General features: G+C 66.9%; 24 protein-coding genes and 2 tRNA genes. 16 read left to right on the top strand and 10 right to left on the bottom strand.

Annotation, left to right across the window (positions count from 1 at the left end):
- The first annotated feature begins 483 nt into the window (after positions 1-483).
- Positions 484-2,082, top strand: coding sequence for a M28 family metallopeptidase (locus tag PHLH3_RS22435; RefSeq protein WP_213625841.1), 1,599 nt, complete (start codon positions 484-486; stop codon positions 2,080-2,082).
- A gap of 101 nt (positions 2,083-2,183) precedes the next feature.
- On the top strand, positions 2,184-2,633 hold the full coding sequence (locus tag PHLH3_RS22430) for a S24 family peptidase (RefSeq protein WP_213625840.1): 450 nt from the start codon (positions 2,184-2,186) through the stop codon (positions 2,631-2,633).
- A 23-nt stretch (positions 2,634-2,656) separates the two neighbouring features.
- On the opposite strand, the gene PHLH3_RS30520 is transcribed toward PHLH3_RS22430, so the two are convergent.
- The 3 genes from PHLH3_RS30520 to PHLH3_RS22420 form a co-directional block, all read right to left on the bottom strand.
- Positions 2,657-2,842, bottom strand: a complete 186-nt coding sequence (locus tag PHLH3_RS30520) for a hypothetical protein (RefSeq protein WP_244862930.1) — start codon at positions 2,840-2,842, stop codon at positions 2,657-2,659.
- Positions 2,843-3,035: 193 nt separating this feature from the next.
- Positions 3,036-3,437, bottom strand: a complete 402-nt coding sequence (locus PHLH3_RS22425; protein WP_213625839.1) for a hypothetical protein — start codon at positions 3,435-3,437, stop codon at positions 3,036-3,038.
- A gap of 51 nt (positions 3,438-3,488) precedes the next feature.
- Positions 3,489-3,971 (bottom strand): transcription elongation factor GreAB, encoded by a 483-nt coding sequence (locus PHLH3_RS22420; protein ID WP_213625838.1) that lies wholly within the window; start codon positions 3,969-3,971, stop codon positions 3,489-3,491.
- Between the two features lie 123 nt (positions 3,972-4,094).
- On the opposite strand from PHLH3_RS22420, the gene PHLH3_RS22415 reads away from it, so the two are divergent.
- From PHLH3_RS22415 to rmuC, 5 genes are all read left to right on the top strand, one after another.
- The gene (locus PHLH3_RS22415) at positions 4,095-4,466 is read left to right on the top strand and encodes an antitoxin Xre/MbcA/ParS toxin-binding domain-containing protein (protein WP_111264584.1); all 372 of its coding nucleotides are present in this window, start codon (positions 4,095-4,097) and stop codon (positions 4,464-4,466) included.
- Between the two features lie 34 nt (positions 4,467-4,500).
- Positions 4,501-5,253: an RES family NAD+ phosphorylase gene (locus tag PHLH3_RS22410; protein ID WP_213625837.1), complete on the top strand. Its 753-nt coding sequence runs from the start codon at positions 4,501-4,503 to the stop codon at positions 5,251-5,253.
- Positions 5,250-6,305: an AraC family transcriptional regulator gene (locus tag PHLH3_RS22405; RefSeq protein WP_213625836.1), complete on the top strand. Its 1,056-nt coding sequence runs from the start codon at positions 5,250-5,252 to the stop codon at positions 6,303-6,305. Before PHLH3_RS22410 ends, PHLH3_RS22405 begins: the two co-directional genes overlap by 4 nt.
- Before the next feature lie 347 nt (positions 6,306-6,652).
- The gene (locus tag PHLH3_RS22400) at positions 6,653-7,060 is read left to right on the top strand and encodes an SEL1-like repeat protein (RefSeq protein ID WP_111264581.1); all 408 of its coding nucleotides are present in this window, start codon (positions 6,653-6,655) and stop codon (positions 7,058-7,060) included.
- Positions 7,061-7,223: 163 nt separating this feature from the next.
- A complete protein-coding gene (rmuC, locus tag PHLH3_RS22395; protein WP_244863094.1) occupies positions 7,224-8,588 on the top strand; it encodes a DNA recombination protein RmuC in 1,365 nt (454 codons plus the stop codon).
- A 69-nt stretch (positions 8,589-8,657) separates the two neighbouring features.
- Here the strand turns inward: rmuC and PHLH3_RS22390 are convergent, their stop codons facing one another.
- Entirely contained in the window at positions 8,658-9,542 is an 885-nt protein-coding gene (locus PHLH3_RS22390) for a metal-dependent hydrolase (protein ID WP_213625834.1), read from the bottom strand.
- Positions 9,539-10,453 (bottom strand): alpha/beta fold hydrolase, encoded by a 915-nt coding sequence (locus tag PHLH3_RS22385; RefSeq protein WP_213625833.1) that lies wholly within the window; start codon positions 10,451-10,453, stop codon positions 9,539-9,541. The genes PHLH3_RS22390 and PHLH3_RS22385 overlap by 4 nt, the downstream gene beginning before the upstream one ends.
- A gap of 312 nt (positions 10,454-10,765) precedes the next feature.
- On the opposite strand from PHLH3_RS22385, the gene PHLH3_RS22380 reads away from it, so the two are divergent.
- The gene (locus PHLH3_RS22380) at positions 10,766-11,578 is read left to right on the top strand and encodes a MerR family transcriptional regulator (protein WP_213625832.1); all 813 of its coding nucleotides are present in this window, start codon (positions 10,766-10,768) and stop codon (positions 11,576-11,578) included.
- A 9-nt stretch (positions 11,579-11,587) separates the two neighbouring features.
- Here PHLH3_RS22380 and PHLH3_RS22375 read toward each other — a convergent pair whose 3' ends face one another.
- Together PHLH3_RS22375 and PHLH3_RS22370 are read right to left on the bottom strand one after the other, a co-directional pair.
- On the bottom strand, positions 11,588-12,790 hold the full coding sequence (locus PHLH3_RS22375) for a GGDEF domain-containing protein (RefSeq protein ID WP_213625831.1): 1,203 nt from the start codon (positions 12,788-12,790) through the stop codon (positions 11,588-11,590).
- 165 nt (positions 12,791-12,955) lie between these two features.
- A complete protein-coding gene (locus tag PHLH3_RS22370) occupies positions 12,956-16,432 on the bottom strand; it encodes a NahK/ErcS family hybrid sensor histidine kinase/response regulator (protein WP_213625830.1) in 3,477 nt (1,158 codons plus the stop codon).
- A gap of 251 nt (positions 16,433-16,683) precedes the next feature.
- Here PHLH3_RS22370 and PHLH3_RS22365 point away from each other — a divergent pair, with 251 nt between their 5' ends.
- The 5 genes from PHLH3_RS22365 to PHLH3_RS22345 all read left to right on the top strand — a co-directional run bounded on the left by PHLH3_RS22365 (position 16,684) and on the right by PHLH3_RS22345 (position 21,199).
- Entirely contained in the window at positions 16,684-17,253 is a 570-nt protein-coding gene (locus PHLH3_RS22365; protein ID WP_213625829.1) for a GNAT family protein, read from the top strand.
- Positions 17,250-18,092: an AraC family transcriptional regulator gene (locus PHLH3_RS22360; protein WP_213625828.1), complete on the top strand. Its 843-nt coding sequence runs from the start codon at positions 17,250-17,252 to the stop codon at positions 18,090-18,092. The genes PHLH3_RS22365 and PHLH3_RS22360 overlap by 4 nt, the downstream gene beginning before the upstream one ends.
- A gap of 37 nt (positions 18,093-18,129) precedes the next feature.
- Positions 18,130-18,843 (top strand): AzlC family ABC transporter permease, encoded by a 714-nt coding sequence (locus PHLH3_RS22355; RefSeq protein ID WP_213625827.1) that lies wholly within the window; start codon positions 18,130-18,132, stop codon positions 18,841-18,843.
- Positions 18,843-19,172 carry an AzlD domain-containing protein gene (locus PHLH3_RS22350; protein ID WP_213625826.1) on the top strand — a complete coding sequence of 110 codons (330 nt, stop codon included), beginning with the start codon at positions 18,843-18,845 and terminating at the stop codon, positions 19,170-19,172. The genes PHLH3_RS22355 and PHLH3_RS22350 overlap by 1 nt, the downstream gene beginning before the upstream one ends.
- 152 nt (positions 19,173-19,324) lie before the next feature.
- Positions 19,325-21,199, top strand: coding sequence for an MFS transporter (locus PHLH3_RS22345; RefSeq protein ID WP_213625825.1), 1,875 nt, complete (start codon positions 19,325-19,327; stop codon positions 21,197-21,199).
- Positions 21,200-21,262: 63 nt separating this feature from the next.
- On the opposite strand, the gene sugE is transcribed toward PHLH3_RS22345, so the two are convergent.
- The 3 genes from sugE to rdgC all read right to left on the bottom strand — a co-directional run bounded on the left by sugE (position 21,263) and on the right by rdgC (position 23,645).
- Positions 21,263-21,577 (bottom strand): quaternary ammonium compound efflux SMR transporter SugE, encoded by a 315-nt coding sequence (gene sugE, locus PHLH3_RS22340; protein WP_173171966.1) that lies wholly within the window; start codon positions 21,575-21,577, stop codon positions 21,263-21,265.
- A gap of 147 nt (positions 21,578-21,724) precedes the next feature.
- A complete protein-coding gene (locus PHLH3_RS22335) occupies positions 21,725-22,672 on the bottom strand; it encodes a bile acid:sodium symporter family protein (protein ID WP_213625824.1) in 948 nt (315 codons plus the stop codon).
- 52 nt (positions 22,673-22,724) lie between these two features.
- Positions 22,725-23,645 carry a recombination-associated protein RdgC gene (rdgC, locus tag PHLH3_RS22330; RefSeq protein ID WP_173171970.1) on the bottom strand — a complete coding sequence of 307 codons (921 nt, stop codon included), beginning with the start codon at positions 23,643-23,645 and terminating at the stop codon, positions 22,725-22,727.
- Between the two features lie 159 nt (positions 23,646-23,804).
- Here rdgC and PHLH3_RS22325 point away from each other — a divergent pair.
- The 3 genes from PHLH3_RS22325 to PHLH3_RS22315 all read left to right on the top strand — a co-directional run bounded on the left by PHLH3_RS22325 (position 23,805) and on the right by PHLH3_RS22315 (position 24,924).
- Positions 23,805-23,880 (top strand) — tRNA-Val (locus tag PHLH3_RS22325).
- 15 nt (positions 23,881-23,895) lie between these two features.
- Positions 23,896-23,972: transfer RNA gene (locus tag PHLH3_RS22320), tRNA-Asp, on the top strand.
- Between the two features lie 241 nt (positions 23,973-24,213).
- Positions 24,214-24,924, top strand: a complete 711-nt coding sequence (locus tag PHLH3_RS22315) for an FKBP-type peptidyl-prolyl cis-trans isomerase (RefSeq protein WP_111260447.1) — start codon at positions 24,214-24,216, stop codon at positions 24,922-24,924.
- Positions 24,925-25,093: the final 169 nt, after the last annotated feature.

Raw genomic sequence — 25,093 nt, 5'->3', positions numbered from 1 at the left:
TGTAGGGCCGGGATGGTAGCGCGCCCGGCTGAAAACCGAGCAGGAAGCCAGCGAGATCGAGGCACTGCCGCTGTACAAGGCCTCTATTGGGGCTTGCGCCTACGCGGACGACACCGTCGTGCCGAGCAGGAGCTCAAGGGCCACAGATTGGTACCTGGTCAAGCAAGGCCCATGAGTCCTTCTTCGGTGCTCCGTGGTCCTTCGGAGCCGTTGCCGCGTAGCTCACCCTCAATGTTTAGGAAGTGATGGCCACAAGACATTTGATTGATATCAAAATGGATTCGTTTTCCGACACGTTCGTCGCAACTTGCGCCTTTTTGTATCGAAAAAGCGACAAGGCGCACGTTTTTCCCGTCACGCGCGAAGAACCCCGGCTACACCCTCCAGTCTAGGTTTTAGGCCGTCCGAAGGATGAAGTACCGGACAGTGGCGCAATGCCATTTCAGGCCTGCCTACAACCACTTCAAAAGGATTGGAGTCAGCATGAAAAATAATTTCAGACGTGTTGTCGGTTCCCTCGCGTTCGCCGTTTCCACGGCATCCCTTGCAAGCCCCGCCGCAGACGCCGAATTCAAGGAATTCTGGAGTCCCGGCAAACCCAACCCCTCCATCTGCAATTCGCCGCTGCTGGTGGGCACGCCGCTCGGGCTGCCGCGCTGCCTGCAGGCGAGCAACGTCTTCACCCGGCTCCAGGCGCTGCAGGACATCGCCAGCCTCAACGATGGCAATCGGGCAGCCGGTCAGCCGGGCTACCAGGCGTCCATCGACTACGTGAAGAAGACCCTGCAGAAGGCCGGCTACAAGGTGACGGTGCAGCCGTTCCCCTTCACCGCCTACTACCCCAAAGGGCCGGGTACCCTGAATGCGATCACGCCGACCCCCGGCAGCTATGTCTGGGAGACTGACTTCACCTACCTCTCGCAGAGCGAGGCCGGTGATGTGAGTGCACCGGTGGTGCCCGTGGACGTGGCGCTGGGGGCGGGCAACACCTCCTCCAGCGGGTGCGAGGCGGAGGACTTCGCCAACTTCCCCAGCGGCTCCATCGCACTGATCCAGCGCGGTACCTGCAACTTCGAGATCAAGGCCGAGAACGCCGCCGCGGCTGGTGCAGCGGGGGTGATCATCTTCAACCAGGGCAACACGGATGACCGCAAGGGCCTGGAGAACGTGACCCTGGGCGATGGCTACGAAGGTGGCATCCCGGTGATCTTCGCCACCTACGACAATGGCGCGGCCTGGGCCGGCACGGCAGGCCTGCAGCTGCGCATGGTCGTCGATGTGGTGCGCTCGAAGACCCAGACATACAACCTGGTCGCCGAGACCCGCTACGGCAATCCGAAGAACGTCGTGATGGTGGGCGCGCACCTGGACTCGGTATTCGAGGGCCCCGGCATCAACGACAACGGTTCCGGCAGTGCCGCGCTGCTGGAGATGGCCGTGCTGCTGCGCAAGGCCTATCCGTTGAACAAGATCCGCTTCGCCTGGTGGGGCGCCGAGGAGTCCGGGCTGGTGGGCTCGACCTACTACGTCAACAACCTCACTCCCGAGGAGAAGAAGAAGATCAAGGCCTACCTGAACTTCGACATGATCGGTTCGCCGAACTACGCGAACTTCATCTATGACGGCGACGGTTCTTCCTTCGGTCTGCAGGGCCCGCCCGGTTCGGCCGCGATCGAGCACCTGTTCGAAGCCTACTTCAAGCTGCGTCGCGCGCAGTTCGAGGGGACCGAGATCGACTTCCGCTCCGACTATGCGCAGTTCTTCGAGGATGGCATCGCCTTCGGTGGCCTGTTCACCGGCGCCGAGGACATCAAGACCGAGGAGCAGGCGCAGAAATATGGCGGTGCGGCGGGCCAGCCCTTCGATCCCTGCTACCACAACGCTTGCGACAACACGGCGAACATCGATCTGGACGCGCTGGAGATCAACGGCGATGCGATGGCCTTCGCCACCAGTTGGCTGTCGATCTCGACCAAGATCATCGACGACGAGATCGCCGCTGCGAAGAAAGCCCAGGGCACCGCGCTGCGCAAAGCCAGCGTGCGCAACGTCGAACGCTGGGGTGATGCCTACATCAAGTAACGCCTGACGGGTCTTGCGCCGGCCCGCCGGCGCAAGCTCCCCGTTGACGAAAATCGAGCGCACAAATACTGTATATAAAAACAGTATCAGGAGGCGCCGCCATGGGTAATGTCCGCATCATCGGCCGTCTGGGGCCGTCATTCAGCAAGCTCCCGCTCTACACCCTCGGCATCGATGAAAACGATGCGAAAGGCCCGGTTCGCCTGCGCCTCGACGGCTGCCTGAGCCTGGACGAGCTGCTGGGCATCGATATCCCACAGACCCTAACCGTCCGTCTGGAAGACGACAGCATGGAGGGCATCGGCCTCGCCCCAGGGGACCTGCTGCTGGCCGATCGCGCACGTGTAGCAACCGATGGCAGCCTGGTGGTGGCGGTGATCGATGGGGATTTCTACATACGCCGCCTGCGTCACGAAGACGGCCAGCGCGTGCTCGTGGCGGAGAACGCCCGCTATCCGGCGCTGAGGCTTTCGCCCGGGCAGGACTGGATGATCCGGGGTGTCGTCACCCACAGCTTCTGCCGTCCGCAGCGCTGGCAACCACTGGCATGACGCGGGTGCGAGCAGATAGGGGCTTAGTGATGAGGAGCGGTCGCCTGCCTGGCCTTGTGCTCGTTCACCGGGCGTTCCACGGGCTGGCGAGGCGCTCGGGTCGTGGGGTGATGGTGGTGTTGGGTGATTCTGAGCATGGCCCAGAGCATCGCAACGGCTACCAGCAGCCAACCCAGGATCAACAACACGATAAAGGCTTCAGGACTCATCGCTAACCGCCTCGGTGCCCGCAAATGGGCACACAACTGGAGTTTAGTCCGGCATCCGTGACGCTTCCCTGACAGGCCCCGCCTTCGGTTGGCTGGCCAGCTTCTTCATCGGACGGGATGCGCAGGTGCTTGAAAACTTCGGCAGCGCGAGCGGCATAAAGTGCTGATCGGATGACGTGCGGTCAGGGCGGGTTCAGTTGCAGAAGCGCTCCACGTTCTGCCGCGCCTTCTCGTTGGGAGCGTTGCGCAGCTGGGCGGTCCAGAACTGGCATTTGGGGCTGGCCAGGCGTTCAGCCTCTTCGATACGGGCATTGTCGCGCTGTTGGGTCGCGCTCTGGTTCTGCTGGTAGCGCTCGAACATCTGCGCATTGTCCTGAGGGGCAGGGACAGGGGCAGGCTGAGGGCCTATCGGCGAGCCCAGGGGCGCCGTGGTGCCCTGGCCGACCTGCTCCCAGGCAGCGCCCACCAGGTGCCGATAGCCGAACCAGGCGGTGGCGGCGACGGCGAGGCAGCCGAGCCAGATGCCCAAGGCGATGCACAGCACCAGTTTCACCGGGTCGAGGCTGATGTGAAGCGTGCGTTTTCGAGCGGGCATGGAACCTCCTCACAGGGTCGATGGGCCGATCAGGACGTGGCGCGTCCGCTCTCAGTGGGCGTCGATCACCTCGTACCATTGCTCGGTGCCGCCGATCGCCAGGGTGATCTCGGCGCCGGCGCCCTTGCCCAGCAGAGCCTGGCCGAGGGGGGAGCGCGGGGTGATCACGGTGATGTCTCCATCCTCGGTCGCAACCTTCAGGCCGGCGGCTTCCGGGCCGAGAAAGAGTAGCTGCTCGCCACCGCTTTCCACGCCCAGCCGCACCAGGGCGCTGAGCTGGATGCCCTGTGCCGGGTCGTGATCACGCAGCGCCAGGCCCTGGAACAGGCTGATCGCCTGCTTGATCTCGGCGGCGCGGCGGGCCTGTCCGGTCGCCAGATAGGATGCCTCCAGCCCCAGCGTGTCGTACTTGTTCTCGGCGACGTTCTCTTCATGGGTCGCCGCTTCGTAGGCCGTCTGCGCAGCACGTTGCAGCAGCTCCAGGTCGTCCGAGAGCTTGGCGATGATCAGATGCTGGATACGGGCTTTGTCCATGGCGAGGACCCTGCTGGCAAAGGCCGCATTCTACGGGTGGAGTCACCAGAAGAGGAGAGGATTGTAATTTGTGTATTTGCATCATATTTGCTTTATATTGATGCAAACGCACGGAGGAAATCCATGAGCGCCCTCAGCCGTCCCACTCTCGATCCCGATGCCGTCCTGGCCAAGGCCCTGCTCAATACCCGCGAGCAACTCGGGCTGACCCAGCAGCAACTGGCCGACATCGTCGGTGTGCACCGCACCGCCATCACCCGCTGGGCGGACAGCGGCGGCATCCGTCCGCAGAGCAAGACCGGCGAGCTCGCGCTGCTGCTGATTCGCGCCTACCGCGCATTGTTCGCCCTGTTCGGCGGCAACCTCGACGACATGCGCCACTTCCTGCGCACCGAGAACCGCCACCTGGGCGCCGTTCCCCTCGAACTGATGGGCCAGGTGCAGGGTCTGGTGAGGGTGGTGGAGTACCTGGACGCCATACGCGGCAAGATCTGATCGCCCTGACAACAACAACGAAGGAAGGCTGGACATGGATATCTGGACGACCTGCCAGGGCCCGCAACACATCGGGCCCCTGCGTGGCCGCCTGGTGCGGCTGGTGGAGAGCCAGGAGCAGGTGGCGACCCTGCAGCTGGTGGACAACCTCGCCGAACAGGCGTTGCTGGAGGAACTCATCGAGACCAGCAAGCCGCCGTTGCCCAGGAGCGCCGAGCCGCTGCACTACCTGCTCAAGACCCCGTTCCGCTACCCGCCGCTGCGCTGGGGGTCGCGCTTCGGCACCGTCCACGAGCCGAGCCTGTTCTACGCCGCCTCGCGCCTGGAGACCGCCATGGCCGAGGGGGCGTTCTACCGCTTCGTCCTGTGGAGCGGCATGGCCGTGCCGCCCCCCAGCGGGCGCATCCTGTCCGAGCATTCCTCCTTCGAGGCGCGTTTCCAGGTGGAGCGTGGCGTGCAGCTGCAATTGCCGCCGTTCGATCGTCACGCTCAGGCACTGGCCGACCCGGTTGACTACCGCGCCAGCCAGGCGCTCGGCGCGGCCATGCGTGCCGCGGGCGTGGAGGCCTTCGAGTACCGCTCCGCGCGCTGCCCGCTGCAGGGCACCAACATCGCCCTGTTCACCCCCGAGGCCTTCACCGAGCGGCGACCACGCAACCTCACGCCCTGGCTCTGCGAGACCACCGCCGAGTACGTCGCCTTCAAGCATGCCCAGGCGCCGGATACACCGCGCCTGTTCCGCATGACGCAGTTCCTGATCGACGGCCACCTGCCACAGCCGGCATGACCGAGTCCTGGCCCCAGCGGCTGCTGGCCCTGGTCGCATCGCCCGCCGGTATCGCCGCGAGCTACGTCGAGTCGCTGCTGCCCGCCGCTGGCGAACGTGGGCTGGATGTCGACGCGTTGCTGCGGGCGGTGGATATCCAGGCGGAGCAATTGGCGCTGCCGGGCTACCGCCTGCCGCTGTTCAAGGCTTTCGCCCTCCTGCTTCAGGCTGAGCGCCTCGCCGGTGATGCGCTGATCGGCATGCGCCTGGGGCTCGCCGTGCGCCCTCGCTCCTTCCATGTGCTGGGCTACTCGGCCATGAGCTGCGCCACCCTGGGCGAGGCCATCACGCGCCTGCAGCGCTTCGAACAACTGGTCTGGGACATCGGGGAAACCCGGCTGGAAGAGGAGGGCGAGTTCGTCGCCCTGACCTGGCGGCCACGCGCGTTGCCCTGGGTGCCTCGCCAGGCTGTGGAGATGGCCCTGGCCGGCTGGCTGGCGTTCGGCCGTTGGTTGAGCGAGGAGCGTGCGCAGCCGGTGCGGGTGGAGTTCCGTCATCACCTCGAAGCCGGGAAGGAGGCCTACGCCGACGTCCTGGGTTGCCCCGTGCAGGGCGGTTGTGCCCGCCATGCCGTGGTGTTCGACAAGGCCCTGTTGCAGATGCCGCTGCGCGAGGCCGACCCGCATTTGCGCGCCTTGATGGACGCCCAGGGCGATGCCTGCCTGGCCGCGTACCGTCTCGACGCCAATCTCGCCAACGAAATCCGGGCCGCGCTTTGCACCGGCCTGGCGCAGGGGCAGGTCGGCCTCGATGATGTGGCGGGGCGCCTGGGGCTCAGCACGCGCGTCCTGCGTCGCCGGTTGGGGGACTCGGCGCTGGCCCTGCCCACCTTGCTGGACGAGGTTCGCAAGGACCTGGCGCAGCTCTACCTGCAGCACACCGACTTCGCCTTGCTGGAGATCGCCTACCTGCTGGGCTTTGCCGAGCAGAGCTCCTTCTCCCGAGCCTTTCGTCGCTGGACGGGCACAGCGCCTACGGACTTTCGCCGGCAAAAATGCGCTGCGGCGCCCTGAAACGGGGCATTCAGGGGGTTGACAGCAATGAGTTGTGCACAATGGCGAAGCACCTTGTCATTTCGCAGTCACATTCGCCCGTAAACGCTTGATTTTTCGTACCGCTTTTTTAAAGCAATGAAAAATAAAGGGTTTTCAGGTTGGTGAAAAAATCGCCAATTTGCAGGAGGCGCCCGTTTCATCGGCTTCGAAGGGCATTTCAATGACCTTTCCCACAGAGTTATCCACAGCTTCTGTGGATTGTCCCAAGCGCTTGCTCTAGAACGCCACTCACAGGCTTGGCAAGACTTTACCTGTGGAAAAAAAGGAGTAGAGTTGCGCGCCTTTCCGGCCTCCACACCCTTTACATGAAGTCCAGAGCTCTCGCCGAAACGTCCCAGCACAACCAGCGCCTGCCCCTGCGCGTGGCCCTCTGGTTGCTCGACAACCCGCGCCTCGGCCAGGCCGCCAGCGTCAAGCGCCTGGCCGGCAAGCTGCTCAAGCAGCCTGCTCGCCAAGGCGTGGTAGCCGCCCAGAGTCGCCTCGGGCAGATGCTCTGCCGCGACTGCGGCAACACCCGTGACCGCCGCATCGGCTTCGACATGCTGCGCCAGGCCGCCCGCGCCGGCGACCGCCGCGCCCAGCTCGAACTGGGCCGCCTCTATGTGCAGCCCCGTACCCAGGACATGCAGCAGGCCTGCCACTGGCTGGAGCAGGCCGCCGCCCAGGGTTCCCACGAAGCCAAGCGCCTGCTGAGCCGCCTGCCCGGCGCCTGACCGCCGCGTGGGCGCTGGGTATACTGCCCGGCACCCTCCCGCGGAGCCTTCCATGCCCCTCGACTTGCCCAATCTGCTGATCGGCCTCGCGCTCGCCGCCGTCCCCCTGTTGGGCCTGGCCTGGCACCTGCAACGCCGCATCGCCGCCGCCGACGTCGAGCGCATGCTCCTCGACGAGCGCCTGGCCATCGCCCAGATGGCCCAGGACGGGCTCGGTGCCCAGCTCGACGACAGCCGTACGGAAATCCGTGAACTCACCCAGCACAACGCCGCCCAGCAGGCCGAACTGGCCGCCTTGCGCCGCGAGTCCGAGCTGCTCGGTGCCGAGCGCAAGGCGGGCCGTGAGGCGCTGGCCGCCTGGAGCGAGGAGCGCGAGCGCAAGGAAGGCGAGCTGCGCCGCCTGGACAGCGAGCGTGCCGCCCTGGCCGCCGAGCTGCGTGAGCAGCAGGAATCGCACGCCCAGCGCCTGGCCGACCTGCAGGCGGCTCGCGATGACCTGCGTGCGCAGTTCGCCGAGCTGGCCGGGAAGATCTTCGATGAGCGCGAGCAGCGCTTCGCCGAGAGCAGCCAGCAGCGCCTGGGGCAGATGCTCGACCCATTGAAGGAGCGCATCCAGGCGTTCGAGAAGCGCGTCGAGGAGAGTTATCAGCAGGAGGCGCGCGAGCGCTTCTCCCTGGGCAAGGAGCTGGAGCGCCTGCAGCAACTCAACCAGCGCCTGGGTGACGAGGCCACCCACCTCACCCGCGCGCTCAAGGGCCAGAAGACCCAGGGCAACTGGGGCGAACTGGTGCTGGAGCGGGTGCTGGAGCATGCCGGCCTGGAGAAGGGCCGCGAGTACCAGACCCAGGTCAGCCTGACCAGCGCCGATGGCCAGCGCTTCCAGCCCGACGTACTGATCCAGCTGCCCGGCGACAAGCAAGTGGTGGTGGACTCCAAGGTCAGCCTCACCGCCTACCAGGTGCTGATCGCCGCCGAGGACGAGGCCGTCCGCGCCCAGGCGCTGAAGCAGCACGTGATGTCCTTGCGCAACCACCTCAAGGGCCTTTCGGTGAAGGACTACCAGCGACTGGAAGGGCTGCACAGCCTGGACTTCGTGCTGCTGTTCGTACCGATCGAAGCGGCCTTCGCCGCCGCCCTGCAGGCCGATCCGGGCTTGTTCCAGGAGGCCTACGACCAGCACATCGTCATCGTCAGCCCGACCACGCTGCTGGCTACCCTGCGGGTGATCGACAGCCTCTGGCGCCAGGAGCGGCAGAGCCAGAACGCCCGCGAGATCGCCGAGCGCGCCGGCGCCCTCTACGACAAGTTCGTCGCCTTCGTGCAGGACCTGGACGAGATGGGCAGCCGCCTGCAACAGCTGGACAAGGCCTACGCCGCCGCCCGCAACAAGCTGGTGGAGGGGCGCGGCAACCTCGTCAGCCGCGCCGAGAACATCAAGCTGCTCGGTGCCCGCGCCAGCAAGAGCCTGCCTGGCGAGCTGCTCGAGCGCGCGGCGGGGCTGCCGCTGCCGGATGAGCTGGACGAGTGATGCCTCCGTTCTGGCCCGTTGCCGGGCCTCGCTCGCCGGCACCGGCCTGCTGAGCGCCCGAGTGGTCTGCTAGGAGGCTGGCTCCGCCGCTGCGCGCCGGGCCGCCGGCGAGCGCTCCAGGTAGTCCAGCGCCACCGCCAGGTCGCCTTCCCCGTGAGGGTGGAAGCCCGGTTGGTAGTAGCGCAGCACCGCGCGGCCGATGCTGCCGGGCGTGGGCAGCTTGTCGCGGGCGCCCAGTCGCCGCCAGTGACGCAGGAAGCCGGCGCGCTTGGCGGTTGCGGGGTCCTGGCGCATCAGGCTGGCGGAGCCGACGCTGAACAGCGTGATCAGCGCGATGCAGGCCACCACCATGTAGAACCCCCGCGCCAGTGCGCTACCGCCCAGGTGCACGTGCAGGTCATGGGCGACGCAACGGTGCTCCACCTCTTCGGCGCCGTGCCAGCGCAGCAGGTCGAGCATCACCGGGTCGGCCTGGTCGAGGCTGCGGGTGGTGATGATCCAGTTGCCCAGCACGCAGGTGAAATGCTCCACGGCGGCGATCAGGCCGACGCGCTGGCGCAACCACCAGCCTTGCAGGGAGTGGCTCAGGCGGTTTTCGCCCAGGGGATGGTCGCAGAGCACCTTGTCGAACAGGCGATGGATGCCGGCGGTCACCGGCGTCGGGTCCAGCCCGTGGCGTTCCAGGTAGGGTTTCAATGCGCTGTCGTGGGCACGGGCGTGTTGCGCCTCCTGGCGCACGAAGCCACGCACGTCTTCGGCCAGCAGCGGGTCGCTCACCAGCGGCAGGGCCTTGTTGTACACGCGGCAGAACCAGAATTCACCGGCCGGCAGGATCAGGTGCAGGCTGTTCATGATGTGCGAGGCCTCGGGCTCGCCCGGCACCCAGTGCAGCGGCGTATCGGCGAAGTCGAAGCGCACCTTGCGCTGTTCGAGGCGGTGATGTGGCGGGTTCATGAGGCTCTCCTGGCCGGTTCCTCGCGGTCGACGAATTCGCGCAGCCACAGCGCCAGGCGCTGGGGTTCGGCCAGCAGTTGCCAGTGCCCGGCGCGCACTTCACGGCGCCACAGGGTCGGCGCCCAGCGGGTCAGCTCCTCGAACAGCTGCGGCCGCACGAAGCGGTCGCGGGTCGGGATGACCAGGTGCACCGGCACGTCCGTGTGGCGCTCGCGCGGGCGGAACAGGCTGCTGATGAAGTTGGCGCGGTAGAGCCGCACGCCGTGCTGGCCGTCGGCGAGCTGGGTGCTGCTGACGTGAGGCCTGGCCACGCCCTCGATGCGGCGCAGCAGGCCCGGCCAGGCACGGGCGAGCCCCAGGCGCCAGGTGAGTTCCGGTAGCAGCGGGGTGTGGAAGAAGGCGATGTACCAGGAGCTCAGCAGTTGCCCGAGCATCTGCAGGTAGGCCCCGGCGCGCCTCTCCCGCAGCCTGCTGCGCATCCAGTGGCCGACGTGGTCGAGGCAGGGGCCGGAGATGCTGGTATAGGACGCCAGCAGCGGCTGGATGCGCGGTTCGGTCACCGCCTCCCAGCTCTGGATCGACCCCCAGTCGTGGGCCACCAGGTGCACCCGGCGATCCGGGCTGAGGGCACGGATCACCGCTTCCAGGTCATTGGCCAGGCGCGGCAGGCGGTAGTCGCGGATACGCGGTGGCACTTCGGATGCGCCGGCGCCGCGCACGTCGTAGGCGATGATGCGGTAGTCCGCCGCCAGCTCGCGCACCAGCGGTAGCCAGACTTCGTGGCTGTCCGGGTAGCCGTGCACCAGCAGCAGGGTCGGTCCCTTGGCATTGCCCCATTGATAGGTGGCGAGGCGCACGCCATCGCCCTGCACGGTGATGCGCTGGGGTTCGAGGCCGAGGGGCGCGTTCATCAGTTCGCCCCCTGGCGCGAGGGGAGGGTGGGCGTGGGGAAGGCGGGCATGGCGGATCTCCTGCTGGCCGAAATCGTTACATCGTTCGATGTCATCGATTGTCGGCCAGGGAGGCGGGACTGGCCAGACGCCCAGCCCTGATCCACGGGATGGCTGTTACCGCGTTACCGTCGCGCGCAAAGCACCGTGGCAGGCGGCTCGACGGGCCGAAAGCGGCTTTCGGCGGGCGCCGCTAGCCAGCAGGTCCAGCCATAGGTTGGGCTTCCGGATGCGCTGTTGTTGGCCGCCGAGGCGCGGGGATATGATCCGCCCATGAAGAATCCCCCTACCTTCCTGCAGCGGCTGCTGGCCCAGGCGCCGCACATCCCCGAGCCCGTTCCGGGCGAGGAATACACGGTCGACGAGCTGGCCCGCGAGGCCGGCACCACCGTGCGCAACCTGCGTGCCTACCAGGATCGCGGGCTGCTGCCGCCGCCCGAGCGCCGCGGGCGCGTGGGCATCTACAGCGGCGAGCACCTCGCGCGCCTGCGCCTGATCGGCCAGTTGCTGGAGCGTGGCTACAGCATCGCCAGCATCCGCGAGCTGTTCGAGGCCTGGGAACAGGGCCGCGACCTGGCCCACGTATTGGGCCTGGAGCAGGCCATAGTCGGCGACTGGGCGCAGCTGGAGCCCACGCCCCTGGGCTTCGACGAAGTGCAGGTGCTGTTCGGCGACGAGCTCACCGACGAGGCCATGGACATCGCACAGGCGCTGGGCCTGATCGAATTCGCCGGTGACCACCTGCGGGTGCTCAACCCGCGCATCTTCAACGCCGGCGTGCAACTGCACCGCTCGGGCATTCCGCTGCTGGTGCTGCTGGAGCAGTTCGCCACGATCCGCCAGCAGGTGGAGCCGGTGGCGGAGGGCATCGTGCGGATGATCGTCGATCACCTGGTCAACCCGCTGCTCAGCACCAGCCTGCCCCACGTCGCCGAACTGGAAGGCCTCAACCGCCAGTTGCTGGCACTGCGGCCGCTGGTGGAGCAGGTGGTGGACAGCGAGTTGGCGCGCGGGCTGCAACTTTCGGCCAACCAGGAGCTGGGCGGCCGGGTTGGCGAGCTGCTCAGGGGCTTCCTGAAGGGCTGAGGGGCTGCCTCAGGTCGCCGGCGCGAGGAGGGTCGATTGCCCGCGGAAGGCTTCCACCCGGTTGCGGCCGCCGTGCTTGGCGGCGTATAGCGCAACGTCCGCATTGCCCACCAGGGCTTCCTCGCTGATCGCCGTGCCCTGTTCGGTGGAGGCGACGCCGATGCTCACGGTCAGGTAGCCGCGCTCGGCCCCGGCGTGGGGCAGGTGAAGAGCTTCCACGGCCGCGCGGATGCGCTCGGCGATGGCGCTGGCGGTTTCCAGGTCGGCCCCCGGCATCACCACGGTGAACTCCTCGCCGCCGAATCGGGCGACGAAATCGCAGTGTTCGCGGATGCTGGCACGCATCGCCTCGGCCACCTGGCGGATGCACGTGTCGCCGGCGAGGTGGCCGTAGCTGTCGTTGTAGAGCTTGAAGTGATCGATATCGAGCATCAGTACGCCGAGGTACTCATGGTTGCGCGCGCAGCGGTGCCATTCGCGCCTGAGGGTCTCGTCGAGGTGACGCTTGTTGGCGATGCGGGTCAGGTCATCGGTGCGGCTGAGGATCGCCAGCTCCTGGTTGGCCAGGGCGTACTTGTGCGCCAGCACCTGGTGCTCCCAGGCCAGCTTCAGGGCCTCGTTGAAGCGGATCTGCAGGCGCCGGCCCATCTCGGCGATGAAGGGGCAGACCACCCAGGCGGAGACGGCGAGGTACATCGCCTGGGGTTCCGGGTCTCGCCCGTAGGCGATGCCGAGGAAGAAGAACATCGGCACGTGGAAGGCCAGGTGTGCGGGCCAGTAGGAGACGTTGCTCATCGCCACCATCACCGAGGCGAGGGCGATGCAGCCGAAGATCACGTCCTCGTAGGGCGTGCCGTAGCCCATCAGCCAGATGGCGCCGATGCCCCAGGCGAGGCCGACCGCGCCGCACTGGCACATGGTCATGCGTGCCCAGGTCAGTGGCGGGAAGCGTTGCGGGTCGCGGCGCCAGGCGCGCACCAGGGACAGGCGCACGACCATCAGCACCACCAGCACGGCGAGCCAGATGCACAGCCCGCGTATCGGCGCGCTGGCGTGGTAGACGCCGAACACCATGGAGCCGGAGAAGACGTTGCCAACCGCAGTCGAGGGGCTGGTGGAGAACAGCGTGGCGACCCGTTCGGCGAGATAGTCCTCGGCCGGGCGCTCGGGAAGGTGGGTCGGCACCGGGCCCGACCCACTGGAAAGATTCATTGCGATGGCTCCTGGCATGACGGCCTGGCGGCAGGGTGCGCCAAGGCTTCCTTATACCGTCCCGCATCGCCGAGGAGAACAGCGGCCTATCGACGAGGGTGGGTAGAGCGTAGTTACATCCGCCGTTGGGTATGGCCCGTAGCATCCGACGCGATGGCTTCGCGCTCAGCGCAGCACAAGGTGCCGGCTGAGCAGGGCGCGCAGCGCGGCGGGCTTGACCGGTTTGGCCAGGTAGTCCAGGCCGGCGGCATGGACCTCGGCCACCAGTTCGGCGCGGGCGTCGGCGCTGATCACCACGCCCGGCACCGGGGCGCCGAGGCGGGTGCGCAGCCAGGCCATCAGTTCGGTGCCGGTTTCTCCCTCGTCGAGGTGGTAGTCCACCAGCGCCAGTTGCGGACGCACGTCCTCGGCCAGCAGGTGTTCGCATTCCAGACGGTTGCGCGCCGTCCACACCTGGCAGCCCCAGCGTGAGAGCAGGCTGTGCATGCCGGTGAGGATGCTGTCCTCGTTGTCGATGCACAGCACTTGGGTGCCATCGAGGGCATGGCCGTTGGTTTCCTTCGGCACAGCCACCGGGGAGGGAGCCGGGGTGCGCGCCAGGGGCACGCTGACGCTGAACACGCTGCCCTTGCCAGGCCAGGAGCGCACTTCCAGGGGGTGGCCGAGCACGCGGCAGAGGCCGTCGGCGATGGCCAGGCCCAGGCCCAGGCCTTTCTCGGCGCGGGTCTGGTGGCTGTCCAGGCGCTTGAACTCTTCGAAGATCACCTTGCGCTTGTCTTCGGGGATGCCGGGGCCGCGGTCCCAGACCTCCAGGCGCAACAGTCCACCCTCGCGACGCACGCCCAGCAGCACATGGCCCTTGGCGTAGCGGAAGGCGTTGGTGAGGAAGTTCTGCAGCACGCGGCGCAACAGTTTCATGTCGCTCTCGATGCGCAGCTTGCTGCCGCTGACGCGGAAATCCACGCCCTGTTCCTGGGCCAGTGCCTTGAATTCGGCGCCGAGGGCGTCGTACAGCGAGGCCAGGGGGAAGGCGGCGCGGTCGGGAGTGATGCGGCCGCTTTCCAGGCGCGAGATGTCCAGGAGATCGGTGATCAGGTCCTCTGCCGAGCGCAACGCGCTGTCGAGGTGGCCCACCAGCTCGCGGGACTCCGTCGGCAGCGCGTCCTGCTGGTGGGCGAGGGCGGCGGAGAACAACCGGGCGGCGTTCAGCGGCTGCATCAGGTCGTGGCTGACGGCGGCGAGGAAGCGCGTCTTCGACTGGTTCGCCGCCTCGGCGGTGCCCTTGGCTTCGATCAGCGCCTGGTTGAGCTGGGACAGTTCGAGGGTGCGGTCGATGACGCGTTGTTCCAGGCCTTCGTTGGCTTCCTTGAGGGCCTTCTCGGCTTCGCGGAACGCGGTGATGTCGGTGAAGCTCATGACGAAGCCGCCACCGGGCATGGGGTTGCCGATCAGCTCGATGACCCGGCCGTTGGGGAACAGCCGCTCGGAGGTGTGGGCGTTGCCCTGGCGCATCCAGAACAGCCGGCGCGAGACGTGGGCCTCGGCATCGCCCGGCCCGCACAGGCCGCGTTCGGCGTTGTAGCGGATGATGTCGGCGATGGGCCGGCCGACGCTGATCAGGCCTTCGGGATAGTCGAACAGCTCCAGGTAGCGGCGGTTCCAGGCGACCAGGCGCAGTGACTGGTCGACCACGCTGATGCCCTGGGTGATGTTCTCGATGGCCCCCTGCAGCAACGCGCGGTTGAACTGCAGCACCTCGGAGGCTTCGTCGACGATGCGCACGACGTCCTCCACCTGCATCTCGCGGCCTTCGATGGCGGCCTTCACCACTGCGCGCGCGGAGGAGGCGCCCAGCACGCCGGCGAGCAGGCGCTCGGTGTGGGTGATCCAGTCCTGGTTGGCGTTCTGCACCGGGTTGAAGCTGGTGCCCTGGCGATAGGCGAAGCGCACGAAGCTCTGCCGTGCGCGCTCCTCGCCGACGAAGCGCGCGGCGAGCATCAGCAGGTCTTCCACCTGCACCGCCAGCAGCGAGCGGTTGCTCGGCCGGGCCGAGACGATCTGGCCGATGAAGCGGCTGGCCTGCCAGTGCTCGGAGACCCGGGTGCGGGAGAACACCGAGACCCAGGCGAACAGCAGCCAGTTGCCGGCCAGCGACAGCACCACGCCCTGGGTCTGCGGGTCGATGGGCAGGTTCAGCGGGTTGGCCATCAGCCCGGCGAGGCCGGGGAAGGCCTCCAGCGGCCAGCCGAGCCCGCGCGCCACCTGCGGCAGCACCAGGGTGTAGGCCCAGAGCAGGGCGCCGGTGGCGAGGCCGGCGAACACGCCGCGGCGGTTGGCCTGCTTCCAGTACAGGGCGCCGGCCATGGCCGGGCCGAGCTGGGCGATGGCGGCGAAGGCGATCTGGCCGATGGTCGCCAGGCTCGCCGTGGAGCCCAGCAGGCGGTAGCTGACATAGCCCAGGAGGATGATCACCACGATGCTGATGCGGCGCACCGAGAGCATCCAGTGGCGGAATACCTCGAAGGGGCGTTCGGCGCTCTGCCGGCGCAGCAGCCAGGGCAGCAGCATGTCGTTGGAGACCATGGTCGAGAGCGCCACGGCCTCGACTATCACCATGCCGGTGGCGGCCGAGGCACCGCCGATGAAGGCCAGCAGGGCGAGGGACGGATGGGCCTCGGCGAGCGGCAGGCTGATGACGAAGGAGTCGGGCATCACGCCGGCGGGCAGCAGCATCTTGCCGGCCAGGGCGATGGGCACCACGAACAGCGCCGCCAGCCCCAGGTAGAGCGGGAACACCCAGCGCGCGGTGCGCAGGTCGCGGGGTTCGATGTTCTCCACCACCGAGACGTGGAACTGCCGGGGCAGGCAGACGAAGGCGATCATCGCCACGCCGGTCTGCACGATCAGGGTCGGCCAGTCCACCGGCTGCAGCCAGAAGCTCTCCAGGTGGGTGGCCTGCATGGCGCGCATGGTCAGGTCGTCGAAGCCGTCGAACAGGCTGAAGCTGACGAAGGTGCCCACCGCGAGGAAGGCCAGCAGCTTGACCAGCGACTCGAACGAGATGGCCAGGACCATGCCCCGGTGGTGCTCGGTGGCGTCGAGGTTGCGGGTGCCGAAGAGAATGGTGAACAGCGCCAGCACCAGGGACACGATGAGCGCCGTGTCCTGGGCGCGGGTGCCGGTGGATTCCGCGCCGGAGCCGACCAGCAGGTTGACGCCGAGGACGATGCCCTTGAGCTGCAAGGCGATGTAGGGCAGCACGCTGACCAGGCAGATCAGCGCCACCACCACCGCCAGGGCCTGGGACTTGCCGTAGCGCGCGGCGATGAAGTCGGCGATGGAGGTGATGTTCTCCTGCTTGCTGATCAGCACCATCTTCTGCAGCACCCAGGGCGCGAAGACCATCAGCAGGATGGGGCCGAGGTAGATCGGCAGGAAGGCCCAGAGCTGGCCGGCGGCCTGGCCGACCGCGCCGAAGAAGGTCCAGCTGGTGCAGTACACCGCCAGCGACAGGCTGTAGACCAGGGCGCGGCCCCTGGGCGGCATCGGCGCGCGGCGGCGGTCGCCGTAGAAGGCGATGGCGAACAGCACGGCCATATAGAGAAGGGCGACCGCGGCGATCAGCCCGCTGGACAACGACATGCAGACTCCGGAGTGAAGGCGGCGGACGGGGGCGCCCGCCTGTGTCCCGAAGCGGCAGTTTCGCACCAAAGCCGGTTGTCCGTCAGGCGGCTGCGACCAAGGTCGCAGGCGGGGTTGAGCCTCGCCGGCGGGGCTGCTAGCTTGGCAGCCTCGCCGGCGGACCTCCAGGTGTCCGGGCCGGCGCCCTGCAGGGCACTTCCGGGTGCCCGGACGCTCTGATCAGCAGGGGTCTTTCGCCTGAGGAGGCGCAGATGTTCAATCCGCAACCGGTCATCCTGCAGCGCGGCGCCTTGCGCCTCGAGCCGCTGGGGGAGGCCGACATCACCGAACTTTCGGCGCTGGCCGAGGCCAATCGCGATGAGCTGGTCTACATGAGCGGCCCGCTGCGCCCGGACTGGTACCGCCAGGGCCTGGCCGAGCAGCGTGAAGGCCGGGCCGTGGTGTTCGCCATCCGCCTGGGCGATCGCCTGGTGGGTACCAGCCGCTTCGCCGATTTCATGCCCGCGCTGCCGGCCGTGGAGATCGGCTGGACCTGGCTGGCCCGCAGCGAGCACGCCAGCGGCCTCAATGCCTCGATCAAGTACCTGATGCTGCGCCATGCCTTCGAGGAGTGGCAGGTGGTGCGCGTGCAACTGAAGACCGCCGGCAGCAACCTGCGCTCGCAGAAGGCCATCGAGAAACTCGGTGCCCAGCGCGAAGGCGTCCTGCGCAACCATCGCCGCCTGGCGGACGGGCGCCTCGACGACAGCGTGCTCTACAGCATCACCGACCATGAGTGGCCGGCCGTGAAGCAGGCCCTGGAAGCCTCTTTCAGCCAATGAGCGCGGGTGGCGAGCTGACGCGCTTCTGGCAGGCCAGCGCGCTGGGCGGGGTCGAACTCCTGCACGCGCGCTACATCGAGCAGCGTTTCTCGCCCCATGTGCACGAGGGCTACGTCTTCACCGTCCTCGAATCCGGCGCCCAGCGCTTCCGCCACCGCGGTAGCGACCACCTGGCTGCCGTCGGCAGCATGGTGCTGATCAACCCGGACGAGCTGCATACGGGCTCCAAGGCCCACGAGGAAGGGTGGCGCTACCGCGGCTTCTACCCCGACCTGCACCGGGTGACCGAGGTGCTGGGCGAACTGGAGATCGCCACCGGCGGCCTGCCCACCTTCGCCGACAGCGTGCTGCACGATCCCGAGGTGACCCGCCGCTTCCTCGACCTGCACCGCCTGCTGGAGCGCAACGCCTCCGCCCTCGAGCAGCAGGTGGCCTGGCGCGAGGCGATCTTGCTGCTGTTCAGCCGCCACGCGCGCATTGGTGCGCCCCGGCCGGCAGGGCAGGAGCCCCATGCCGTGGCGCTGGCCCGCGAAGTGCTGGCGGCGCGCCTGGCCTCGCCGCCATCCCTGGAGGAACTGGCCGCCCTGGTTGGGCTGTCGCCGTTCCATTTCGCCCGGGTGTTCCGCCGGGCCACCGGGTTGCCGCCCCACGCCTGGCTGAAACAGCGTCGCCTGGAGCAGGCTCGGGCGCTGCTGCGCGAAGGCTACGCGCCGCTGCCGGTAGCGATGCAACTGGGCTTCGCCGACCAGAGCCACCTGACCCGCCAGTTCAAGCAGGCTTACGGGGTCGGTCCGGGCGAGTACCGCAGCGCCTGCGCAAGATCGTTCAAGACCTGCTGACAGGCGCCCCGCTAAGCTGCGCGGACAAGGAGAATCCATGTCCCGCTCAACCGAATTCGTCCGCGCCTGGCGCGATATGGTGCCGATGCTCATCGGCGCCATGCCCTTCGGCATCATCTTCGGCACCCTCGCCGCCGGGGCCGGGCTCGATGCCTGGCAGACCCTCGGCATGTCGCTGCTGGTGTTCGCCGGTTCCGCGCAGTTCATCGCCATCACCCTGCTCGCCAGCGGTACCGGAGTTGCGGTGGTGTTGCTGACCACCCTGGTGGTCAACCTGCGCCACGCGCTGTACAGCGCCAGCCTGCAACCCTTCGTCAGCCACCTGCCCAAGCGCTGGCGCATGCCCCTGGCCTTCTGGCTGACCGACGAGGCCTTCGCCGTGGTACAGCACCGCTACGCCGAGACCGATGCCTCGCCGCACAAGCACTGGTATTTCCTCGGCGCGGCGCTGGCCATGTACGTCAACTGGCAGTTGTGCACCCTGGTGGGCGTGGTCTTCGGTCGGGCCGTGCCCAATCTCGCGGCCTGGGGGCTGGATTTCGCCATGCTGGCGACCTTCATCGGCATCGTCGTGCCCATGTTGCGCAACCGCCCACAGGTGGCGGCGGCACTGGTGGCCGGGGCCGTGGCGCTGCTGTGCCACGCGCTGCCCTACAAGCTCGGGCTGATGGCGGCGGCGTTGAGCGGCATCGTCGTCGGCGTGGTGCTGGAGCGGCGCTATCGCCTGGGCCAGCTCGAGGAGGTGCTCTGATGGAAACCTGGCTGCTGATCCTCGGCATGACCGCGATCACCTTCGCCATCCGCTACAGCCTCTTCGCCTGGCCGGACCTGCGCTTCCCGCCGCTGGTGCGCCAGGGGCTGCACTACGTGCCGACCGCGGTGCTCACCGCCATCGTGGTGCCCGGCATGGTGATGCCCGACGGCGAGCATGCGGCGCTGGCGCTGGACAACGCCTACCTGCTGGCGGGGCTCGGCTGCATCCTCATCGCTGCCGTCACCCGCCACCTGCTGGCGACCATCCTCGGCGGGTTGCTGCTGTTCTTCGCCTTGCGCTGGGGGCTGGGGCAGCTGCCGATCTGAGGGGAAGAGGGCGCCGCGAAAGGCGCCCTTTTTGCGTGGGGATTCGGCATTTTTCGTCTCAAGGTGTGGCCTGGGGCTGGCCAGTTGCTGTCAAATCAGCGACGTGCCTCGCGCACCGGCTTCACCCCAGCCACTACCAGGTACCAAGGAAGATGAGCCAACATTCGCAATTCGCCCTGCTGGGCACGCGACGTTTCCTGCCGTTCTTCGTGACGCAGCTGCTCGGCGCCTTCAACGACAACATCTTCAAGCAGTCGCTGATCCTCGCCATCCTCTACAAGCTGGCGATCTCCGGCGACAAGACCATCTACGTCAACCTCTGCGCCCTGCTGTTCATCCTGCCGTTCTTCCTCTTCTCCGCCCTGGGCGGGCAGTTCGGCGAGAAGTTCGCCAAGGACTCGCTGATCCGCGCCATCAAGCTGGCCGAAGTGGGGATCATGGCAGTGGGCGCACTGGGCTTCTTCCTCGATAACCTTTGGCTGCTGCTGGCGGCGCTGTTCGCCATGGGCACCCACTCGGCACTGTTCGGCCCGGTGAAGTACTCGATCCTGCCCCAGGCCCTGCGCGAGCAGGAGCTGGTGGGAGGCAACGCGCTGGTGGAGATGGGCACCTTCCTGGCCATCCTCGCGGGCACCATCGGTGCCGGGATCATGATGTCCACCGAGCGCTACGAGCCGATCGTCGCCGCTGCCATCCTGATCACCGCGTCCCTCGGCTACCTGGCCAGCCGCGGCATTCCCCGCGCGGCGGCGGCGATGCCGGAGCTGAAGCTGGACTGGAACATCTTCAGCCAGTCCTGGGTGATCCTGCGTCTGGGCCTGGGCCAGCGTCCCTCGGTGTCGCGCTCGCTGGTGGGCAACTCCTGGTTCTGGTTCCTCGGCGCCGTGTACCTGACGCAGATCCCGGCCTATTCCAAGGACCTGCTGTTCGGCGACGAGAGTGTGGTCACGCTGATCCTCACGGTGTTCTCGATAGGCATCGCGATGGGCTCGATGCTTTGCGAGCGCCTGTCCGGTGGCAAGGTGGAGATCGGCCTGGTGCCCTTCGGCTCCATCGGCCTGACCGTCTTCGGCATCCTGCTCTGGTGGCATTCGGGCGGCTTCCCGCAGGCCGCTGCGCCCCATGACTGGCTGGCGGTGATCAGCGTGCCGCAGGCCTGGCTGATCCTCGCCGACATCTTCGGCATCGGCCTGTTCGGCGGCTTCTACATCGTGCCGCTGTACGCGCTGATCCAGTCGCGCACCGCCGAGAACGAGCGGGCGCGGGTGATCGCCGCCAACAACATCCTCAACGCTCTGTTCATGGTGGTTTCGGCCATCGCCTCGATCCTGTTCCTGAGCGTCGCCGGGCTGTCGATCCCGCAGCTGTTCCTGGTGGTGTCGCTGATGAACATCGCGGTGAACAGCTACATCTTCAAGATCGTCCCCGAGTTCAGCATGCGCTTCCTCATCTGGCTGCTGGGCCACTCGATGTACCGCGTCGAGCACAAGGGCCTGGACGCCATCCCGGAGGAGGGCCCGGCGGTGCTGGTGTGCAACCACGTGTCCTTCGTCGACGCGCTGCTGATCGGTGGCGCGGTGCGGCGGCCGGTGCGCTTCGTCATGTACTACAAGATCTACAACCTGCCGGTGCTCAACTTCATCTTTCGTACCGCCGGCACCGTGCCCATCGCCGGGCGCAGCGAGGACCTGCTGGTCTACGACCGCGCCTTCAAGAAGATCGACGAGTACCTGAAGGCCGGTGAAGTGGTGTGCATCTTCCCCGAGGGCAAGCTGACCACGGACGGCGAGATCAACGAGTTCAAGAACGGGGTCGAGCGCATCCTCGAACAGAACCCGGTGCCGGTGATCCCGATGGCGCTGCAGGGACTGTGGGGCAGCTTCTTCAGCCGTGATCCGGGCAAGGGCCTGTTCAAGCGCTTCTGGTCGCGCATCAACCTGGTGGCCGGCGCGCCGCTGGCGCCGGAGACGGTCGACCGCCTGAGCCTGCAGGCCCAGGTCACGGCCCTGCGTGGCGACCTGCGCTAGGTCGCATCGCAACGAAAAAGCCCGCCGCAATGGCGGGCTTTTTCATGGGGGCGCGGCTGTGAGTCAGGTGCTGACCTTCAGGCCGATCAGGCCGCAGATGATCAGCGCGACACTGCCCAGGCGCATCAGCGCGACGGATTCGCCGAAGAGGATCACGCCGGCGATCACGGTGCCGACGGCGCCGATACCGGTCCAGATCGCATAGGCGGTGCCCAGCGGCAGGTGCTTCATGGCCATGCCGAGCAGGCCCAGGCTGATGGCCATGGCCAGCACGGTGAGCGCGGTGGGCAGTGGGCGGGTGAAGCCTTCGGTGTATTTCAGGCCGACGGCCCAGCCCACCTCGAACAGGCCGGCGAAGAACAGGATGATCCAGGACATGGTGACCTCCAAAGGTATGACGGATTGGATCGGGGCCGTCCCCGGGATGGTCACTCGATGAGTGGCAGGGCCGTCCCTGCGCTGCGCAGTATTTTGCACATCCTGGCCGCCCGGACAAGTTGTGCGGGACGGGCGGCCTGACAGACGTCAGTCGGCGGGCTTGTCGGATTCATCCTTCATGCGTCGGAATAGGGCGGCGAGCAGGGAGCCCGAGAGGTTGTGCCAGACGCTGAACAACGCGCTGGGTACCGCCGCCAGCGGCGAGAAGTGAGCGCTGGCCAACGCGGCGCCGAGGCCGGAGTTTTGCATGCCGACCTCGATGGCGAGCGTCTTGCGCTGGGCCAGCGGCATACCGAAGAGCTTGCCGGCGAGGTAGCCCAGGGCCAGGCCGAGGCCGTTGTGCAGCACCACCACGGCCATGATCAGAAGGCCGGACTCGGCGATCTTCGCCTGGCTGGCGGCAACCACTGCAGCGACGATGATGACGATGCTCACCACCGAGACAAGGGGCAGCACCTCCACCAGGTGGCGCACGCGGACGCCGAGCAGGCGCTGGGCGATGAGGCCGAGGGCGATGGGCAGCAGCACCACCTGGAGGATCGACATGAACAGTGCGCCGAACTGCACCGGTAGCCAGGCCGAGGCCAGCATCCAGATCAGCGCCGGGGTGACCAGCGGGGCGAGCAGCGTGGTGACCGCGGTGATGGCGACGGATAGGGCCAGGTCGCCACGGGCGAACCAGGTCATCACGTTGGAGGCGGTGCCGCCGGGGCAGCAGCCCACCAGGATCACGCCAACGGCAACCTCCGGCGGTAGGCGCAACACCTGGCACAGCAGCCAGGCGAGGCCGGGCATGATCAGGAACTGGGCGAGCACGCCGATCAGCACGCGCAGGGGGCGGCGCGCCACCTCGCGGAAGTCTTCGGTCTTCAGGGTCAGGCCCATGCCGAACATGATCAGGCCGAGCAGCGGCACTATCCATTTCGCCAGGGGGAGGAACCAGGCCGGCTGGTAGAAGGCCAGCAGGGCGAACAGCAGGATCCAGAGGGCGAAGGTATTGCCGACGAAGCGGCTCAGGGCGGCCAGTGCGCGCATGCTCGTTCCTTAGGGGAAAAGGCGCCCGGCAGCCGCCGGGCGCGGGGCGGCGTCAGACGCCCTGGGGGATCTCTTCGCCGCCGAGGGCTTCGATCAACTGGGGCAGGAACTCGACGAGGGTCAGCATCATCAGGGTGAAGCTGGCGTCGAGCTGGCTCAGGGAGTCGTCGCCGCCATCCTGCTCGGCCTTCTCCTGCAGCAGGTCTTCGAAGCGCAGGCGCTTGACCACCAGCTTGTCGTCGAGCACGAAGGACAGTTTGTCCTGCCAGGCCAGGGACAGCTGGGTGACCAGCTTGCCGGAAGACAGGTGCAGCTGGATCTCGTCGCTGGTCAGGTCCTGGCGCTTGCAGCGGACCACGCCGCCGTCTTCATCGGTATCGCGCAGCTCGCACTCGTCGAGCACGTAGAAGTCCTTGGCGGCTTCCTGGGTCTTGACCCACTCGGTGAGGGTGGCGGTGGGGGCGATCTTCACCGAGACCGGGCGCACGGGCAGGGAGCCGATGGCCTCGCGCAGGGTGGACAGCAGGTCTTCGGCACGCTTCGGGCTGGAGGCGTCGACCAGGATCAGGCCCTGGGCGGGGGCGATGGCGGCGAAGGTGGCCGACTTGCGGATGAAGGCGCGGGGCAGGAAGGTCTGGACGATTTCGTCCTTGAGCTGGTCGCGCTCCTTCTTGTAGACCTTGCGCATCTGCTCGGCTTCGATCTCGTCGACCTTCTCCTTCAGGGCGTCACGCACCACGCTGCCGGGGAGGATGCGTTCCTCCTTGCGTGCGGCGACCAGCAGGAAGCCTTCACTGACGTGCACGAGGGGCGCATCGGCGCCTTTGCCGAAGGGGGCGACGAAGCCGTAGGTGGTCAGTTCCTGGCTGGCGCAGGGGCGGGCCGGCTTGGTGGCCAGCGCGGCTTCCAGGGCCTCGGCGTCGAAGGGCACATCCTGGGTGAGGCGGTAGACGAGCAGGTTACGGAACCACATGGGGGAATTCTCTCCGGACACAAAGCGCGCATTATTCTCCCCCGGAGCACTCAGGCCAACCCTGCGCTAAGCCTTTGGAACGGCTAGCAAATTTTTTTTCAAAAGGGGCTTGCCAGGGTAGGGATACCTCTCTAGAATGCGCCCCACTTCGAGAGTGAAGGGTGATTAGCTCAGCCGGGAGAGCATCTGCCTTACAAGCAGAGGGTCGGCGGTTCGATCCCGTCATCACCCACCAATCTCGCAGTAACGCGCAGCGGTAGTTCAGTCGGTTAGAATACCGGCCTGTCACGCCGGGGGTCGCGGGTTCGAGTCCCGTCCGCTGCGCCATATACGGAAAGCCCTCAGGTAGCGATACCTGAGGGCTTTTCTTTGCCCGCGAAAAAGTCCCGTCCCCAACCCTCGCCGCGTTGCGCAAACATGCAGTTATTTCATGCATTTTCCTGGCGGGCAGCGCTGAACTAATTGCCTGCCGATTGATCCTATATGCCCATAGCCACTGGTCGCGGGGGCCTGCTAAGCTCGCGGCTTCATAGAACAAGCCTTCACGGCGGACAGACAAGGAATCAGCATGAAACAACATCGTTTGGCGGCGGCTGTGGCTCTGGTGGGCCTGGTGCTCGCTGGCTGCGACTCGCAGACCAGCGTCGAGCTCAAGACCCCGGCACAGAAAGCCTCCTACGGCATCGGCCTGAACATGGGCAAGAGCCTGGCCCAGGAAGGCATGGATGACCTGGATTCCAAAGCTGTCGCCCAGGGCATCGAAGATGCCATCGGCAAGAAAGAGCAACGCCTGAAGGACGATGAGCTGGTCGAAGCCTTCGCCTTCCTGCAGAAGCGTGCCGAAGAGCGCATGGTCAAGATCAACGAGGAATCCGCCAAGGCGGGCAAGAAGTTCCTCGAAGAGAACGGCAAGCGTGAAGGCGTGACCACCACCGCTTCCGGCCTGCAGTACGAAGTCGTGAAGAAGGCCGATGGCGCTCAGCCCAAGGCGACCGATGTGGTGACCGTCCACTACGAAGGCAAGCTGACCGACGGCACCGTCTTCGACAGCTCCATCCAGCGTGGCAGCCCGATCGACCTGCCGGTCAACGGCGTAATCCCGGGCTGGGTCGAAGGCCTGCAACTGATGCATGTCGGCGAGAAGTACAAGCTCTACATCCCGAGCGAGCTGGCCTATGGCGAGCAAAGCCCGAGCCCGGCGATCCCGGCGAACTCCGTCCTGGTGTTCGACCTGGAGCTGATCGGCATCAAGGACCCGGCTGCCGCCCCGCAGCAGTAAGCCGAACGTCCCCTGAAACGCCCCGCCTCGTGCGGGGCGTTTTCATTTCTGCAGCGACATGAATGCCTGCCGCTATACGCAGGTCGAAGAGCGAACCAGGGCCTGACTCATGGGTCTGAACGAAGGTGGCGGACGTGGACGGTGTTACGGTTATGCACATGACCAGGCA

It is taken from the genome of Pseudomonas sp. Pc102, assembly GCF_018408275.1.
GTDB classification, from domain to species: domain Bacteria; phylum Pseudomonadota; class Gammaproteobacteria; order Pseudomonadales; family Pseudomonadaceae; genus Metapseudomonas; species Metapseudomonas tohonis.
This window is presented reverse-complemented; position numbering and strand designations above follow the sequence as displayed.